This window comes from Micromonospora sp. NPDC049374, assembly GCF_040677165.1.
GTDB lineage: Bacteria > Actinomycetota > Actinomycetes > Mycobacteriales > Micromonosporaceae > Micromonospora.
In genome coordinates this window covers 225,593-241,122 of the sequence record NZ_JBFAQH010000010.1, presented here as the reverse complement: position 1 = coordinate 241,122, position 15,530 = coordinate 225,593, and the positions used below count along the sequence as shown (strand labels likewise).

At 72.1% G+C, this 15,530-nt stretch carries 12 protein-coding genes; 7 read left to right on the top strand and 5 right to left on the bottom strand.

From position 1 onward, the window contains the following. Window positions 1–32: 32 nt before the first annotated feature. The gene (locus AB0J93_RS18675; RefSeq protein WP_363923437.1) at window positions 33–1,268 is read right to left on the bottom strand and encodes a PHB depolymerase family esterase; all 1,236 of its coding nucleotides are present in this window, start codon (window positions 1,266–1,268) and stop codon (window positions 33–35) included. Window positions 1,269–1,437: 169 nt separating this feature from the next. Here AB0J93_RS18675 and AB0J93_RS18670 point away from each other — a divergent pair, with 169 nt between their 5' ends. Both AB0J93_RS18670 and lipB read left to right on the top strand, forming a co-directional pair. Then, the gene (locus tag AB0J93_RS18670; protein WP_363923379.1) at window positions 1,438–3,258 is read left to right on the top strand and encodes a DUF2079 domain-containing protein; all 1,821 of its coding nucleotides are present in this window, start codon (window positions 1,438–1,440) and stop codon (window positions 3,256–3,258) included. 144 nt (window positions 3,259–3,402) lie between these two features. Next, window positions 3,403–4,047 carry a lipoyl(octanoyl) transferase LipB gene (lipB, locus tag AB0J93_RS18665; protein WP_363923377.1) on the top strand — a complete coding sequence of 215 codons (645 nt, stop codon included), beginning with the start codon at window positions 3,403–3,405 and terminating at the stop codon, window positions 4,045–4,047. Between the two features lie 263 nt (window positions 4,048–4,310). Here the strand turns inward: lipB and aspS are convergent, their stop codons facing one another. Then, window positions 4,311–5,597 (bottom strand): aspartate--tRNA(Asn) ligase, encoded by a 1,287-nt coding sequence (aspS, locus tag AB0J93_RS18660; protein WP_363923375.1) that lies wholly within the window; start codon window positions 5,595–5,597, stop codon window positions 4,311–4,313. A gap of 489 nt (window positions 5,598–6,086) precedes the next feature. Between aspS and lipA the strand changes: the two genes are divergently transcribed. Beyond that, complete coding sequence (gene lipA / locus AB0J93_RS18655) at window positions 6,087–7,079, top strand: lipoyl synthase (protein WP_363923373.1); 993 nt, start codon at window positions 6,087–6,089, stop codon at window positions 7,077–7,079. A gap of 115 nt (window positions 7,080–7,194) precedes the next feature. Here lipA and AB0J93_RS18650 read toward each other — a convergent pair whose 3' ends face one another. After that, window positions 7,195–10,461, bottom strand: coding sequence for an AAA family ATPase (locus AB0J93_RS18650; protein ID WP_363923371.1), 3,267 nt, complete (start codon window positions 10,459–10,461; stop codon window positions 7,195–7,197). 8 nt (window positions 10,462–10,469) lie between these two features. After that, the gene (locus AB0J93_RS18645) at window positions 10,470–10,640 is read right to left on the bottom strand and encodes a hypothetical protein (protein WP_363923369.1); all 171 of its coding nucleotides are present in this window, start codon (window positions 10,638–10,640) and stop codon (window positions 10,470–10,472) included. A 195-nt stretch (window positions 10,641–10,835) separates the two neighbouring features. On the opposite strand from AB0J93_RS18645, the gene AB0J93_RS18640 reads away from it, so the two are divergent. Further along, window positions 10,836–11,525 carry a DUF4191 domain-containing protein gene (locus AB0J93_RS18640; protein ID WP_363923367.1) on the top strand — a complete coding sequence of 230 codons (690 nt, stop codon included), beginning with the start codon at window positions 10,836–10,838 and terminating at the stop codon, window positions 11,523–11,525. Window positions 11,526–11,695: 170 nt separating this feature from the next. On the opposite strand, the gene AB0J93_RS18635 is transcribed toward AB0J93_RS18640, so the two are convergent. Then, window positions 11,696–12,031, bottom strand: coding sequence for an RDD family protein (locus AB0J93_RS18635; RefSeq protein ID WP_363923435.1), 336 nt, complete (start codon window positions 12,029–12,031; stop codon window positions 11,696–11,698). Between the two features lie 422 nt (window positions 12,032–12,453). Here AB0J93_RS18635 and glnA point away from each other — a divergent pair, with 422 nt between their 5' ends. The 3 genes from glnA to AB0J93_RS18620 all read left to right on the top strand — a co-directional run bounded on the left by glnA (window position 12,454) and on the right by AB0J93_RS18620 (window position 15,393). After that, complete coding sequence (gene glnA / locus AB0J93_RS18630; protein WP_210940403.1) at window positions 12,454–13,878, top strand: type I glutamate--ammonia ligase; 1,425 nt, start codon at window positions 12,454–12,456, stop codon at window positions 13,876–13,878. A gap of 98 nt (window positions 13,879–13,976) precedes the next feature. Then, complete coding sequence (locus AB0J93_RS18625; RefSeq protein WP_363923364.1) at window positions 13,977–14,336, top strand: PadR family transcriptional regulator; 360 nt, start codon at window positions 13,977–13,979, stop codon at window positions 14,334–14,336. 76 nt (window positions 14,337–14,412) lie between these two features. Next, the gene (locus AB0J93_RS18620; protein ID WP_363923362.1) at window positions 14,413–15,393 is read left to right on the top strand and encodes a hypothetical protein; all 981 of its coding nucleotides are present in this window, start codon (window positions 14,413–14,415) and stop codon (window positions 15,391–15,393) included. Window positions 15,394–15,530 lie beyond the last annotated feature (137 nt).

Here is a 15,530-nt window from a genome sequence, read left to right as displayed (position 1 = left end):
GGGTGGGGGTGGGTGGGTGGGGTGGGGATGGGTCAGCAGCCGATTACCCAGTGGTTGGGGGCGGTCTGGCGCAGGGTGGTGGTGTAGAAGGTGTTGTAGAGGCCCATCCGCTGGTTGGAGCCGTTGGCGTAGGCGTAGCCGGCGGAGTGGTAGGCGCGGCCGGCGGTGACGTGGGCGTAGTTGCTGGCGGTGATGCAGGTCGGGGTGCCGGTGGGGGTCGGGCTCGCAGTCGGGGTGGGTGACGCGGTCGGGGTCGGGCTCGCGGTCGGGGTCGGGGTCGGGGTCGCGCCGCCGTTGAGGCCGAAGAAGACCGCGTCGTGGTACGTCGAGCAGATGGTGTCCAGGAAGTATGCGGCGGCGGTACCGCACTGGTCCGCGCCCGAGCCCGGGTCGACGGGGGTGCCGTGCCCCATGCCGGAGACCCGGTGTACGCGGACCACGTCGTTGCCGTACACCTCGACGCTGGTGCCCGCCGGGAGTTGCCGGGTACTGGTGGGCGACTGCGACACACCGAGCACGTTGGTCCACTGGTCGCGCGATTCGGTGGCGTTCGCCGTCGCCACCGTGTAGTCACTGGTGCCGTGCCAGATGGCCACCTTCGGACGGGCACCGGAGTAGCCGGGGTGGGCGTTGCGGACCAGGTCACCCCACTGCGCGGGAGTCTTGTCCACGCCGGGGCTCATGCAGGAGAAGGCGTTGATCATGCTGGTGGCGCAGCGGTGCGGCAGCCCGGCGATGATCGAGCCACCGGCGAAGACGTCCGGGTAGGTCGCCAGCATGGTGGCGCTCATCGCCCCGCCGGCCGACAGCCCGCTGACGTAGACCCGGTTGGCGGCCGTGCCGTACGCCGATCGGGCGTGGTCGACCATCTGCTTGATGGAGAGCGCCTCGCCCTGCCCTCGGGACGTGTCGCCGGTCTCGAACCAGTTGAAGCAGGAACTGGAGTTGTTGGCCGACCGCTGCTCGGGCACGATCAGCGCGAACCGCCACTGGTCGGCGTACTTCTGCCAGCCGGAGTTGGCGAAGTAGCCGCTGGCGTTCTGGGCACAGCCGTGCAGTAGCACCACGGCCGGGGCACCGGAGGGCAGATTGTCCGGTCGGTACGCGTACATGGCGAGGTTGCCGGGGTTGGAGCCGAAGCCGGTGACCTGGGTCAGGGACGCGGCCTGGGCGGGAGCGGCGACGGCCACCAGCGCGGTGGCCGCGAGGGCCAGCCCGGCCAGCGCACCGGCGAGCCGGGTACGGGTTCGGCGCACGAGAGCCTCCATGATTGTGAGCTGGATCACCAATGATTGCCGCGACGTTACGCAGTTGTGTCGCACCGATGACATGGTGTCCGTGCACACATTCGTCGATGTCCGGGTGTGGCGGGGCGGGTAGCCGCCTACCTGCCGGGTCTGACCGGCGTGTCCCGGTGCGGTTGGTAACGTCCGCTAGGTGCCCACCTCCCCGTCCGTGGCGTCCGCGCCCGCCTCACCGTCGCCGTCGCGGATCGCTCGCGACCGCCGCGCCGACCTGACCGTGGTGCTTGTCGCGTTGGCGCTCGCCGTCTGGGTGACCAGCGGGCTGTGGATCGACCCGAACGGGCGGGCGATCACCGTCAACTCCAGCGACCAGGCGCTGTTCGAGTGGCTGCTGGCCTTCGGCGGGCACGCGCTGACCCATGGGGAGAACCCCCTCTTCACCTATCTGATCAACGTCCCGGACGGGGTGAACCTCGCGGTCAACACCTCGATCACCGTGTACGCGGCGGTCTTCGCCCCGCTGACGTACCTGATCGGCCCGCCGGCCACCTTCCTGGTGGTCCTCACCCTCAACCTGGCCGCCACCGCCGTCGCCTGGTACTGGCTGCTCTCCCGGCACCTGGTCCGCAGCCCGCTCGCCGCCGCGGTCGGCGGACTGTTCATCGGCTTCTCCCCCGGGATGGTCTCGCACGCCAACGCCCACCTGAACTGGACCGCCGGCTGGCTGGTGCCACTGCTGGTGTGGCGGCTGTTCGCGCTGCGCCGGCCCGGCCACTGGCTACGTGACGGCGCCATCCTCGGCGTACTCGTCGCGGTCGCCTTCTCGATCGCCGCCGAGGGACTCTTCTTCACCGCGCTGGCGCTCGGACTCTTCGTCGCCGTCTGGGCGCTGCACCCGACCAACCGGGCCGAGGCCCGCGCCGTACTGCCGTCGTTCCTGCGCGGGCTGGCGGTGACCGCGGTGGTCGCCGGGGTGCTGCTGGCCTATCCACTGTGGCTGCACTTCGCCGGGCCGCAGCGGTTCCACGGCACCGGCTTCGACGCGGTCATCCATTCCGAGGACATCGCCGCGTACGCCGCCTACCCGCGCCGCTCACTGGCGGGCGAGGCCGGTCTCGGCACCTCGCTGGCGCCGAACCCGACCGAGGAGAACTCCTTCTTCGGGCTGCCGCTGCTGGTGCTCGCCGTCGGCTGTTTCGCGCTGCTGTGGCGGGCCGGTGACGCACGTCGACGGGCCACCCTGTGGGCGCTCGGGATCGTCGCGGTGGTGTTCACCGCGCTCTCCTTCGGGCCGGTGGCCAAGGTCGACGGCCGGCGCACCGACCTGCCGATGCCCTTCGACGTACTCGGGCATCTGCCGGTGGTGAATGCCGCGCTACCCGCCCGGTTCGCGCTTGTGGTGACGCCGGTGATCGGCCTGCTGCTGGCGTACGCGGTGGACAAGTTGCGTCGACGTCCGCCCTCCCGCCCGGCGGCGGTGGCCTGGACGGTCGGCTTCGCGGTGGCCCTGGTGCCGCTGCTCCCCACTCCGCTGCTGACCAGCGAACGCGAGCCGATCCCACGCTTCATCACCTCCGGCGCCTGGCGGGACCACGTCTCCCCGGGCGGGGTGCTGACTCCGGCGCCGCTCACCCTGGACGTCTACCCCGATGGGCAGCGCTGGCAGGCGTACGCGCTGGCGAACCGGCAGGGCGAGTTCGCCATCCCGTCCGGTTTCTTCCTCGGCCCCGGCGGCCCCGACGACCGGGGACGCATCGGTCCGGTGCCGCGCCCGTTCGGCGCGCTGCTGGACCAGGCCGCCCGCAGCGGTCTGCCGCCGATCGTCACCGAGGGCACCCGCGAGGAGGTCCGCGCCGACCTGGAGCACTGGCGGATCGAGACGGTGGTACTCGCCGACGAGGTGCACGGCGCCAAGTGGCCGGTGGACGAGGAGGCCATCCGCCGCACCCTGGCCCTGCTCTTCGGTGAGCCGGAGCGGGTCGAGGACGTCTGGGTGTGGCGGGTCCGGCGGTGAGCCGGCAGTGCCGACGGCGACCCGGCCGGTCCGGTGTGGCGGCGGGTCCGACGGTGAGCCGGCCGGTCCAGCGGTGTGGCGGCGGGTCCGGCGGTGAGCCGGCTCACCACTGGTGACCAGCGGGTACGGGTCTAGGCTGGATGCGTGACCGTGACGACCTCCGGCCTGACGGCCGTACGCGCCGGTGTCCTCGACTACGCCGCCGCCTGGGACGAACAGCGTCGCCTGCACGAGGCGGTGGTCACCGGCGGGCAGGGCGACACCGTGCTGCTGCTGGAGCACCCGAGCGTCTACACCGCGGGCAAGCGCACCGAGCCGTGGGACCGTCCGGTCGACGGCACCCCGGTGATCGACGTGGACCGGGGCGGCAAGATCACCTGGCACGGCCCGGGCCAGTTGGTGGGCTACCCGATCGTGCGCCTGCCCGACCCGGTCGACGTGGTCGCGTACGTCCGGCGGGTCGAGCAGTTGCTGATCGACGTGTGCGCCGAGTTCGGTCTGGCCGCAGGCCGCGTCGAGGGACGCAGCGGGGTGTGGGTGCCGGCCGATGACCGGGGCCCCGAGCGCAAGGTGGCGGCGATCGGCATCCGGGTCGCCCGAGGAGTCACCCTGCACGGCTTCTCCATCAACTGCGACTGCGACCTGGCGTTCTTCGACCGGATCGTGCCGTGCGGCATCCGCGACGCCGGCGTCACCTCCCTCACCGCCGAGCTGGGCCGCCCGATCACCGTCACCGACGCCCTCCCCGTAGTCGAACGCCACCTCCCCACCCTCCTCCCCACCCCCTGACCCCCCAACCCCGACCCCCACCCCCTGACCCCCACCCCCTGACCCCCACCCACCCACCCACCCACCCGGTCGATCATGAAGTTGTTGTCACGCCACGCCGGCATCGGCGACAACAACCTCATGATCGCCGCCGGCCTGGCCGGGTTGATCAAGAAGTTTGCGTCGGTTAAGGAGCGGATCCCCGACGCAAACTTCTTGATCAACCGTTCGGGGGCCTTGGGGTGGGGCGGGAGGGTGGGGGTGGGGGTGGGGGTGGGGGGCTGTTAGGGGGTTAGGCGGTGGAGGTCACGGGGGAAGGCAGTTGCCTCGCGGATGTTGGGGGCGCCGGTCAGGCGGGCGACCAGGCGTTCCAGGCCGATGGCGAAGCCTCCGTGCGGAGGCATGCCGTGCCGGAACGCGTCGACGTAGCCGGCGTACGGCTCCACCGGCTCACCCCGGGCGGCCAGCGCGGCGAGGTAGTCGGCGTGCCGATGCAGCCGCTGGCCACCGGTGACCAGTTCCAGCCCACGGAACAGCAGGTCGAAGCCGTTGGAGTAGCCCGGCCACGCCGGGTCCGGATGGGTGTAGAAGGGCCGCTTCGCCATCGGGTACCCGGTGACGAAGAGGAACTCCGAGCCGTGCTCACGCCGGGCCCACTCCCCCAGCGCCCGTTCGTGCGCCGGGGCCAGGTCCGGTTCGTCTGCGGGCGCGCCGGCAATCCGCAGCGCGTCGGTGAAATGCACCGCCGGGATCTGCGCCGGCACCGGTGGGGGCTCGACGCCGAGAGTGGCCAGCGCGCCCGCGGCCCGGTCGCCGACCGCGTCGAGCATCCCGGCGAGGGTGTCCCGCAGTACCGCCATCACGTCCCGGTGGTCGGTGACGAAGCCCAACTCGACGTCGAGTGAGGTGTACTGCGCCAGGTGCCGCACGGTGTCGTGCGGCTCGGCGCGGAACACCGGCCCGACCTCGTAGACCCGCTCGAAGACCCCGACCATGAGCTGCTTGTAGAACTGCGGCGACTGGGCAAGGTACGCGGGCCGGCCGAACCAGTCCAGGGCGAAGACGTTCGCCCCGCTCTCGGTCGACGAGGCGACCACCTTCGGCGTGTGGATCTCCACGAAACGGCGGGCGTCCAGCGCGGCCCGGAAACCGGCCACCGCCGCCGCCGAGATCCGCAACGCGGCCGATCGGGTCGGGTGGCGCAGGGCGACCGGGGCGTGGTCCAACTGGGTCGGCAGGGTGGCGGCCAGGTCGGGTCGGTAGAGGTCGAACGGGGGCGGCACGGCGGGCGGGCCGAGCGGCCGTACCGTCGGGTCGGTCAACTCCAACCCGCCGGGTGCCGCCGCGTTGGTGACCACGGTGGCCACCACCTCGACGACGGTCTCCTCGGGCAGCGCCGCCACGTCGGCGCGCACCGCCGGGTCGGTGACGACCACCTGGGCGAGGCCGGCGGCGTCACGGACGATCAGGAAGGCCACCGACTTGAGCAGGCGGCGGCGGTGGACCCAGCCGGCGATCCGGACGGTACGCCCGGTGTACGGCGTGAGCTGGTCGGACAGGATGCGTTGCACAGTGGGCTGCTCCTCGGTCGATCGCAACGCCCTCGCCACCTCGGATGGCGAGGCATCGCCTCAGCCCCGGGAGGTGTGGGCGAGCGGGAACCTCGCGGTGCCACCACACCTTCGCTCCCGTCGGGTACGGGAGCCTCGTTCGTCGCCTTTTCACCGGGGCCAGCCGGGCGGGCTCTACTGGGCGCGGATGCCGGAGCGGCCCTGCTCAGCAAGGACCGTCCAGTCACCGCACGCTGTTCTTCCCGCAGCTCGGGAGGGTCTTCGCGGCCCCGGTGCCAGACCGCCTCGCAGCAACCGGCGGCTCTCTTGAACTGGCGGACCGGTGCGCTACTCGGCTCCGTCGTCGCTTCGTGTCGGCACGCTAGCACCACCCGCCGTCACCGTGTGACCCGTTTTTTCCGACCCCGGTGTCCGGCGTCACAAGATTTCCGGGGTGACGGCCGTCGCCCGCCGTTCATCGACGGCTGCCGTCCGGCGTAGGCTCGTTTTGTGACGATCGAGCACTCCGCGCCGACGACCGGCAAGGCCGCGAGTACCGCGACGCCCGCCCCCGAGGGGCGGCGACTGCTGCGGATCGAGGCACGCAACGCCGAGACGCCGATCGAGCGCAAACCGCCGTGGATCAAGGTCAAGGCCAAGATGGGCCCGGAGTACACCCAGCTGCGCGGGCTGGTCGCCCGCGAAGGGCTGCACACGGTGTGCCAGGAGGCCGGCTGCCCCAACATCTACGAATGCTGGGAGGACCGCGAGGCCACCTTCCTCATCGGCGGTGACCAGTGCACCCGCCGCTGCGACTTCTGCCAGATCGACACCGGCAAGCCGGCCGAGTTCGACGCCGACGAACCGCGTCGGGTCGCCGAGTCGGTCGTGTCGATGGGGCTGCGGTACGCCACCATCACCGGCGTCGCCCGTGACGACCTGCCCGACGGCGGCGCCTGGCTCTACGCCGAGACCGTCCGGCAGATCCACGCCCTGCAGCCCGGCTGCGGTGTCGAGCTACTGATTCCCGACTTCAACGCGGTACCCGAGCAGCTCGCCGAGGTCTTCGGTGCCCGGCCGGAGGTGCTCGCGCACAACGTGGAGACGGTTCCTCGGATCTTCAAGCGGATCCGGCCGGCCTTCCGCTACGAGCGGTCCCTGGACGTCATCCGGCAGGCCCGCGCCGACGGCCTGGTCACCAAGAGCAACCTGATCCTCGGTATGGGCGAGGAGCGGGCCGAGATCTCCCAGGCCCTGCGCGATCTGCACGCCGCCGGCTGTGAGCTGATCACCATCACCCAGTACCTCCGCCCCTCCCCCCGGCACCACCCGGTGGAACGCTGGGTCAAGCCGGAGGAGTTCGTCGAGCTGCGCGAGGAGGCCGAGGAGATTGGCTTCGCCGGCGTGATGAGCGGCCCCCTGGTCCGCTCCTCCTACCGCGCCGGCCGCCTCTACCAGCAGGCCCTCGCCGCCCGCGAAACCGTAACCCTAACCACCCCCTAACATCCCCACCCCACCCCCAGCTCGTCGATCTTGCACTTGTGGTCGCCGTGCTGCGGCTTATGCGGCATACGCACCGACGAAAAGTGCAAGATCGACGGGGTCTGGGGCAGGACGGTCAGGATGGGTCGGTCAGCAGGTTGAGGCGGTGGGCCAGGGCGGCGGCCTCTACGCGGTTCGTCACGTCCAGTTTCGCGATGATCCGGGAGACGTGCACGCTTGCCGTCTTGGGCGAGATGAACAACTGCTCGGCGATGCGGCTGTTGCTGTGGCCCGCGGCGACCAGGCGCAACACCTCGCGTTCCCGCTCGGTCAGCAGATCCGCGCCGGGTCGACCCCGGCCGGCACCACGCAGCCCCACCCGGCGGGCCAGGGTGGCCGCCCGCTCGGCGAGCCGGACCGCACCGAGCCCGTCGGCGAGCGCGGCCGCCTCGCTCACCGCCGCACCGACCTCGTCCCGCTCCCCCGCACCCGCCGCCGCCTCGGCGTAGCCCAGCAGCACCCCCGCCAGCTCCCCGGGCTGACCGGCGGTCCGCCAGGCCGCGACCGTCGTCCGCCAGGCGGCGAGCGCCTCGGCACCGGATGCCACGGTGGCGGCCACCTCGGCGGCGTACGCCCGCTCGGCGGGGAACCGGGCCGCGACGCCGCTGGCCCGCGCGGCGACCTCGGCGGCCACGGCGTCATCGCCGACGTGTCGGGCGACCCGCCCCGCCGCAGCCAGCACCGGCCAGCTGTAGCGGGGATAGTCGACGATCGCCGGATCGGTCAGGCTCGTCTGCGCCGCCCGCAACGCCTCGGCCCGGTCGTCGACCGCGAGCGCCGCCTCCATCCGCAGCAGGTGCAGCGGAAGCCGGTTGTGCGGATGCAGGTACGGCTTGGTGAGAAAGCCCAGCGCCCGGGCGACCGTCTCGTCGGCGCGGGGATGCCCCTGCGCCAGTCGCAGCGCGGCCCGCAGTTGCAGCCAGTGCAACCCGGAGACACCCGGCGGGTCGAGCCGGGCCGCCTCGGCGCACACCTGGCCGGCCTCCGCCCAGCGACCCAACGCCAGCAGCGCCTCCGCCCGGTTGGAGAGCAGGTACGCCCCGGTGGAGCGGCTGATGCCGACCCGACGCGCCTCACTCACCCCGTCGGCGGCGGCCTGCGCCGACTCGTCGTACCGGCCCAGCTCGAACAGCACGTCGGAGATGTGCACCAGCGCGCTGACCAGCGCCGGTGCCTCCCCGGCGGTGCGGGCCAGCGCCTCACAGCGGCGCAGCTCGGCCAGCCCGAGATCCGCCGCGCCCTCCCGGCGTTTCAGCACCGCCAGCTGCACCAGCAACAGGGCGCCGTCGGCGTCGGCGCACCGCGCCGCGGTCACCACCTCGGCGGCGATCCGGGCCGCGTCGACATGGTCGATGCGGGCCAGGTGATCGGCGAGATCAGCGAGCAGTCGCAGTCGGTCCGGGCCGTCCGCCACCCCCGACACCAGTCGGTACGCCTCCCGCAGCTCGGTCGCGCCGTCGCTCTTGCCGAGCATGGCCAGCATCCGGCCACGCCGATCCAGCAGCCGCGCCGCGCGCAGCGGCTGCTCACCGGTGTCCACCTCGGCCAACGCGGCCCGGGTCAGGGTCAACGCCCGCTGGTAGTCACCGGCGGTGGTCGCCGCGCTCAGCGTCTCCTCCAGCACCGCCAGGTGGTCCATGCCGAGCCGGTCGGCCGCGTCGGGCACCAGCTCCCACAGTTCCAGCACCCGTTCCAGCAGTCGGGTCTGCTCCGCGTACGCGTACCGGTTGGCGGCGGCGCAGGCGGCCACCCGGGCGGCCACCAGGGCTCGGGGATGGTCGTGGGCGGCGTACCAGTGGTGGGCGATCTCGGCCGGAGCCCGGCCTGCGGCGACCAGGTGCGGCTGCGCCTCGATGGCGGCGGCGAACCGGGCGTGCAGTCGGGCGTGTTCACCGGGCAGCAACTCGTCGTGGACCGCCTCACGGACCAGCGCGTGACGGAATTCGTAGTCACCGTCCGGATCGGCGACCAGCAGCTGGGCGGCGACGGCGGCCCGCAGGGCGTCGTCCAGCTCCGGCTCGGGCAGGCCGGCGACCTCGGCGAGCAGTTGGTGCGCCAGGCGGTTACCGCCAGCGGCAGCGATCCGCAGTACCCGCTGGGCCGGATCGGGTAGCCGGTCCACCCTGGCCAGCAGCAGGTCGCGCAGCGTCTCCGGCAGCGCGGCACAGCCGATCGGGCTGCCGGCGGCGGCCAACTCCTCGATGAACAGGGGGTTGCCCTGCGTACGGTCGTGGATGTCGTCGACCGCCCGGGCGGCCGGCTCGGCACCGAGGAGCCCGGCGAGGACCGCCCCGGTGCCGTCCCGCTCCAGCCGGGACAGCTCGACCCGCTCCACGCCCCGGGCCCGGTCCAGCTCGGCCAGGAAGGGCCGCAGCGGGTGGCCCCGGTGCAGTTCGTCGGTGCGATAGGTGCAGACCAGCAGCAGCCGGCCGGTGCGGGCCGCCCGCACCAGAAAACCGATGAGGTCGCGGGTGGACCGGTCCGCCCAGTGCAGATCCTCGATGACCAGGATCAGCGGCTGTGCGGCGGCGAGCCGGCCGAACAACTGGCCGACCAGTTCGAACAGGTAGCCCCGCGGGGCGTCCGAGGGCGGTCCGGCGGCGGGCGCGGCGGCACCGGCCGGCCGGGCCAGCTCCGGCAGCAGGCGGGCGAACTCGGCATCGTACCCGTCGAGGACGCCGGTACCGTCGCGGCGCAGCACCGCCCGCAGGATCGCGGCGAACGGAGCGAACGGCAGGCCGGCCTCGCCGAGTTCGAGGCACTGCCCGACCAGCAGGCGGACGTCGTCGCCGACGGAGCTGCCGAACTCCTCCAGCAGGCGGGTCTTGCCGACCCCGGCCTCGCCACCGACCAGGACGGTGACCGGCTCCCCGGCGCGGGCGCGGCCGGCCGCCGCACGCAGCCGTGCCATCTCACGCTGGCGGCCGACGAGGACGGTACTGGTGGGGCGGACGGTCACGGCACCGAGCATGCCACGCCCACCCCCACCGCCCCGCCGGCCGTCCTCCCGACCTCCGGCCGCCGGGCCGCTGCTGGCGCCCGTCCCGGTGCCCGCGACCGTGCCGGTCGTACTGGCCGTGCCGGTCGTACTGGTCGTGCCGGTCGTGCCGGTCGTACTGGTCGTGCCGGTCGTACTGGTCGTGCCGGTCGTACTGGTCGTGCCGGTCGTACTGGTCGTGCCGGTCGTGCTGGTGACTGGGCCGCTGGTGATGCCTGGGTCGGTGCCCGCGCTGCTGCTGGTGCCCCTGCCGGTGCTGATGTCGCCGCCGGTGACCGTGCCGGTCCCGACACCTGCGGCGGTGTCGGGACCGGGCTTCACCTCAGCCGGCTGGTTTTCCCTCATGTCGGCGCTCAGTGGCGCGCCTCGTCGGTACGCGTCCGGTGGTGCCGGCGGTTCAGCCAGCCGCGTGCCGAGCGGCGCGGCAGCGACCTGGCCAACCGGTCCCGGGCGGCCTCGGCCCGCAGCTCCGCGGCGTGCGTACGGTAGAGGGTGAGCATGAGGTTGGCGTCGTGACCGAACATGTCGCGCTCCCTGCGATCGTCGTCAACTGGTGACTTTGACTCTGCTCGCGAAGGTGCCGCCGGGGCATGGGCACCGCGCCCGATCTCTGCCCACTCGCCCTCCTTACGCCGGGTCGCGGGCGGCGTAGCGGGGCCGTAAGGTACTCAGCCGGCCGCGGATCAACGGTGCGGCGGGCGACCACTAGACTCGACGCCATGGCAAAGCCCCAGGAGAAGGTCTCGTTCGGCCAGCGGCTGAAGCAGATCGGGTTGGTGTTCCGGTTCACCGCCAAGCAGGACAAGTGGTTCGCCCCCTTGGCCACCGGTGCGGTGCTGATCCCGCTCGCGCTGACCGTGGTCGCGGTCGCGCTCTGGGGCTGGCTCTGGTTACCGCTGGGCATCCTGTTCGCCCTGCTCTGCCTGTTGATCGTGCTCAACCTCCGGTCGAACCGGGCGATGATGAACGCGGCCGAGGGGCAACCGGGCGCCGCCGCGCAGATCATGGAGAACATGCGCGGTGACTGGCGGGTCTCCCCGGCGGTCAGCTCGACCACCCAGATGGACATGGTGCACCTGGTCATCGGCCGGCCCGGCGTGATTCTGCTGGCGGAGGGCAACCCGCAGCGGGTTCGCGGCCTGCTCGGCCAGGAGAAGCGTCGGCTGGCCAAGGTGATCGGCAACGCCCCGCTCTACGACTACGTCATCGGGCAGGACGAAGGCGAGCTGCCGATCCGTAAGCTGCGGACGACGCTGATGCGGCTGCCCCGCAACCTCAGCGGCAAGGACGTGAACTCCCTGGACAAGCGCCTCAAGGCGCTCACCTCTCGCCCTCAGATGCCCAAGGGGGCCATCCCCAAGAACCTCCGCCCGCCGCGCGGCGCGTCCCGCCAGATGCGCGGCCGCTGAGCCCACGACGCCCGCAGGGGGTCGGTCCGTGCGGGCTCGAGCCTGGAGGGCTGTCCGTTGCGGGGGCGGTCCGTGCGGCTCGAGCCTGGGGCTCGGGCGGAGGGGCCGGTTCGCCGGTGAAGGGCTCAGGCGCGAGGGCTCGTCCGTGAAGGCTCGGGCGGGTGGGCGGGTCAGCGCGGTGCGGCGGTGACGACCGAGCCGGTGAGGCGGTCGTGCAGGCCCCGTCGATGCTGGTCCATCAGCAGGGCGGGGACGACCAGGGCCAGCAGCACACCACGCAGCAGCGCCCGGAGCAGGCCGATCCGGCCGCCGTCGGTCCAGTCGACGCACCGGATCCGGGTGACGTACATGCCGGGGGTCTGGGCGAACAGGCCCAGGAAGACGCCGTACAGCAGGATCAGCACCAGCACGGGTGCCCAGGCGTCCCGGGTGGGGCTGGCGAACAGGCCCGACGCGAGCAGGCAGAGAATCCAGTCGATCACCAGCGCCCCGAACCGGCGGCCCAGGTCGGCCGGGACGAAGTCGGGATCCGTGGCGGGTGGCGGCGAAGGGCGCGGCTGGGTGGTCACCCGGACGAGCCTAGTCAGCGCCGCGGCCGACCCGGTGCGGGCCCGACGCCAGGCGGGAAGCATGCGCGTACCGGCCCGGTACGCCGGTGCCGTACCGGGCTCGGACCCGGGCGCCAGGCCGACCGGAACGGGCACCAGCGCCAGCCGACGCGGGGCGCCAAAAAGGACCAATCTCATCAAGTTTCACTACACTGGCACAGCCGGACCCGTTCCTCGGGTTGAGGTGTCCGGGTCAGGCGCCCGGGGTGACCCAACGCGAGGGACGTAACACGGCAGAAACACTGGAGACATGGCTGGGCAACCGCACGGCCATAGCGTCGCCAGGAGCCTAGCTATCCGTGGACGTGCCAGGAGGACGAGTGTTCGCCAATCCCGAGGAACTCCTGCGTTACCTCAAGAACGAGGACGTGAAGTTCGTCGACGTTCGTTTCTGTGACCTGCCCGGCGTCATGCAGCACTTCAACCTGCCGGTGGAGTCCGTCGACGACGACTTCTTCACCAACGGTCTCGCTTTCGACGGGTCGTCGATCCGCGGCTTCCAGGCGATCCACGAGTCGGACATGCTCCTGCTCCCGGACGTCGCCACCGCCTTCATCGACCCGTTCCGCGCGCAGAAGACCCTCGCGCTGAACTTCTTCATCCACGACCCGTTCACCCGCGAGGCGTACTCGCGTGACCCGCGCAACGTGGCGAAGAAGGCCGAGGCCTTCCTGGCCGCCAGCGGTATCGCCGACACCGCCTACTTCGGCCCGGAGGCGGAGTTCTACATCTTCGACTCCATCCGCCACGAGACCTCCGCGCACCAGGCCTTCTACTACATCGACTCGATCGAGGGCGCCTGGAACACCGGCCGTGAGGAGGAGGGCGGCAACCGCGGCTACAAGACCGCGTACAAGGGTGGTTACTTCCCGGTGCCGCCGGTCGACCACTACGCCGACCTGCGCGACCAGATCGTCCGCCGGCTGATCGACACCGGCTTCACCGTGGAGCGCTCGCACCACGAGGTCGGCACCGCCGGCCAGGCGGAGATCAACTACAAGTTCTCCACTCTGCTGCACGCCGGTGACCAGCTCCAGCTCTTCAAGTACATCGTGAAGAACACCGCCTGGGCCGCCGGCAAGACCGCCACCTTCATGCCGAAGCCGCTCTTCGGCGACAACGGCTCCGGCATGCACACCCACCAGAGCCTCTGGCTGGGTGGCGAGCCGCTGTTCTACGACGAGACCGGCTACGCCGGCCTGTCCGACACCGCCCGCTGGTACATCGGCGGTCTGCTGCACCACGCGCCGTCGCTGCTGGCCTTCACCAACCCGACGGTCAACTCGTACCGTCGCCTGGTCCCGGGCTTCGAGGCGCCGGTCAACCTGGTCTACTCGCAGCGCAACCGCTCCGCCTGCACCCGCATCCCGGTCACCGGCAGCAACCCGAAGGCCAAGCGGGTCGAGTTCCGGGTGCCGGACCCGTCGGCAAACGTCTACCTCGCCTTCTCGGCGATGCTGATGGCCGGCCTGGACGGCATCAAGAGCAAGATCGAGCCGCCGGCGCCGATCGACAAGGACCTCTACGACCTCCCGCCGGAGGAGTGGGGCGACGTCAAGCAGGTGCCGGGCTCCCTGCCGGCGGTGCTGGACTCGCTGGAGGCCGACCACGACTACCTGCTCGACGGCGGCGTCTTCACCCCCGACCTGATCTCCACCTGGATCGACTGGAAGCGGGCCAACGAGGTCGACCCGGTGCGTCTGCGCCCGACCCCGCACGAGTTCGCGATGTACTTCGACTGCTGATCTCCAGCCAGCGCCGTCCGGGCCGGTTCCGCACCTCGCGGAGCCGGCCCGCGGCATGTCGGCCCACCTAATACCTTCGCGTCCGATATATTCGGGGCGTGGACACTCCGCTACGCGAACCCACCTTCCTCATCCTGACCGCGCTCGCCCGCGAGCCGATGCACGGCTACGCGATCATCGGCGAGGTCGCGGCCCTCTCCGACGGGCGGTTGTCGCTGCGCCCCGGCACCCTCTACGGCGCGCTGGACCGGCTCACCGACGCCGGCCTGGTCGAACTCGACCGGGAGGAGACCGTCGACGGGCGGTTGCGCCGCTACTACCGCCTCTCTCCCACCGGCGACGCGACGCTGGCTGCCGAGACCGAACGGCTACGCCGCAACGTCGAGGCCGCCACCGCCCGACTGCGCGCCCGCGCGGTGCGCCCCCTCACCCCGCGTACCGCCGGAGGTCTGGCATGAGCGAGCGTCAGCGAGCGAATCATCAACGCAGTGCACTGGTGCCTCAGGCCGGCACGCAGCGAAGCGGAGGGCCGGCATGAGCAGCCTCGAGCGCCGATACCGGCACCTGCTGCGGGCGTACCCGACGGACTACCGCCGCGACCGCGGCGACGAGATCGTCGGGACGTACCTCGACCTGGCGGACCCGCGACGGCGCTGGCCCTCCCCCGCGGACGCCGCCGACCTCGTGCGCGGCGGCCTCCGCCAGCGGCTGCGGGCCGCCGGTGCCACCGACCTGATTCCCGGGGTACGCCTCGCGGCGCTGCTCGCGCTGACCACCGCCGCCTTCCTGGCCGGCTTCTGGGCACTCGTCGAACAAAGCCCACCACCTGCCGGGGCGGGCGTGCCGGTGTTCGACCCGTTCACGTCGGTCGGCATCGTCGCATGGCTGGCGTGGCTGGTCGTGGCGGTCCTCGTACTCGTCGCGCCCGGCCGACCCACTCGGGTCGCCATCGCGATGGCGGTGCTGGCCACCGTGGCGGTGCCCGTGGTGGGCCTGACCACCGGCCTGCCCCGGCCGCCGCTGCTGGTGCTGGCGCCACAGGTCGCCCTCGGCGTGCTGGCGCTGGCCGTCGCCGGTCACCTGCCGCTGGTCGCCCGAGCGCTGCCGATCACGGCGGTCGCCGGCGGCGGCATGGCCGCCTACGTCCTCGGGCACAGCAACTACTGGGGCTCCTACCGATGGACCGCCGAGCAACTGCTGCCGGCCACCGGTGCGGTGTTGCTGGTGGTCGCGCTGCTGCTTGCCGTCGGTCTGGCCATGCGACGGGACTGGCGGGGCGGCTGGGCAGTGGTCGTCCTGCTCACCCCGATCGGCCTACTCAGCGTGCACATCCTGGCCGGGGCGGTGGACGGCCTCGGCGGCGCTCCGCATCCGACCTACCCGACCCTGGTCGGTGCCGCCCTCACCGTCGGGCTGCTCGGGCCGATCGTGTTGCCGGCCGCCGTAGCCCTGCGACGTCGCATCGGCGGCAGCAGCCCCGGCGAACCCTGTCCCACCTGCGGCGCCCGCCGCTGACCCGGGCCCCTGTCGCATCGCGCCCCTGGCGGCTCGACGCAGCAAGGCTGGTAAGCGTGGCAGTTCTGGTGCTGCCGCAGCGGCGTGTCGGGCAACTTTGCTGCCACGGTTCGGCCGCCTACCGGCGCCTACCGATC

Coding starts and splice junctions, on each gene's coding strand:
- AB0J93_RS18640 (WP_363923367.1), top strand. CDS start 10,836: ATGGCAAAGCCCCAGGAGAAGGTCTCGTTCGGCCAGCGGCTGAAGCAG.
- AB0J93_RS18650 (WP_363923371.1), bottom strand. CDS start 10,461: ATGAGGGAAAACCAGCCGGCTGAGGTGAAGCCCGGTCCCGACACCGCC.
- AB0J93_RS18675 (WP_363923437.1), bottom strand. CDS start 1,268: ATGGAGGCTCTCGTGCGCCGAACCCGTACCCGGCTCGCCGGTGCGCTG.
- AB0J93_RS18620 (WP_363923362.1), top strand. CDS start 14,413: ATGAGCAGCCTCGAGCGCCGATACCGGCACCTGCTGCGGGCGTACCCG.
- AB0J93_RS18645 (WP_363923369.1), bottom strand. CDS start 10,640: ATGTTCGGTCACGACGCCAACCTCATGCTCACCCTCTACCGTACGCAC.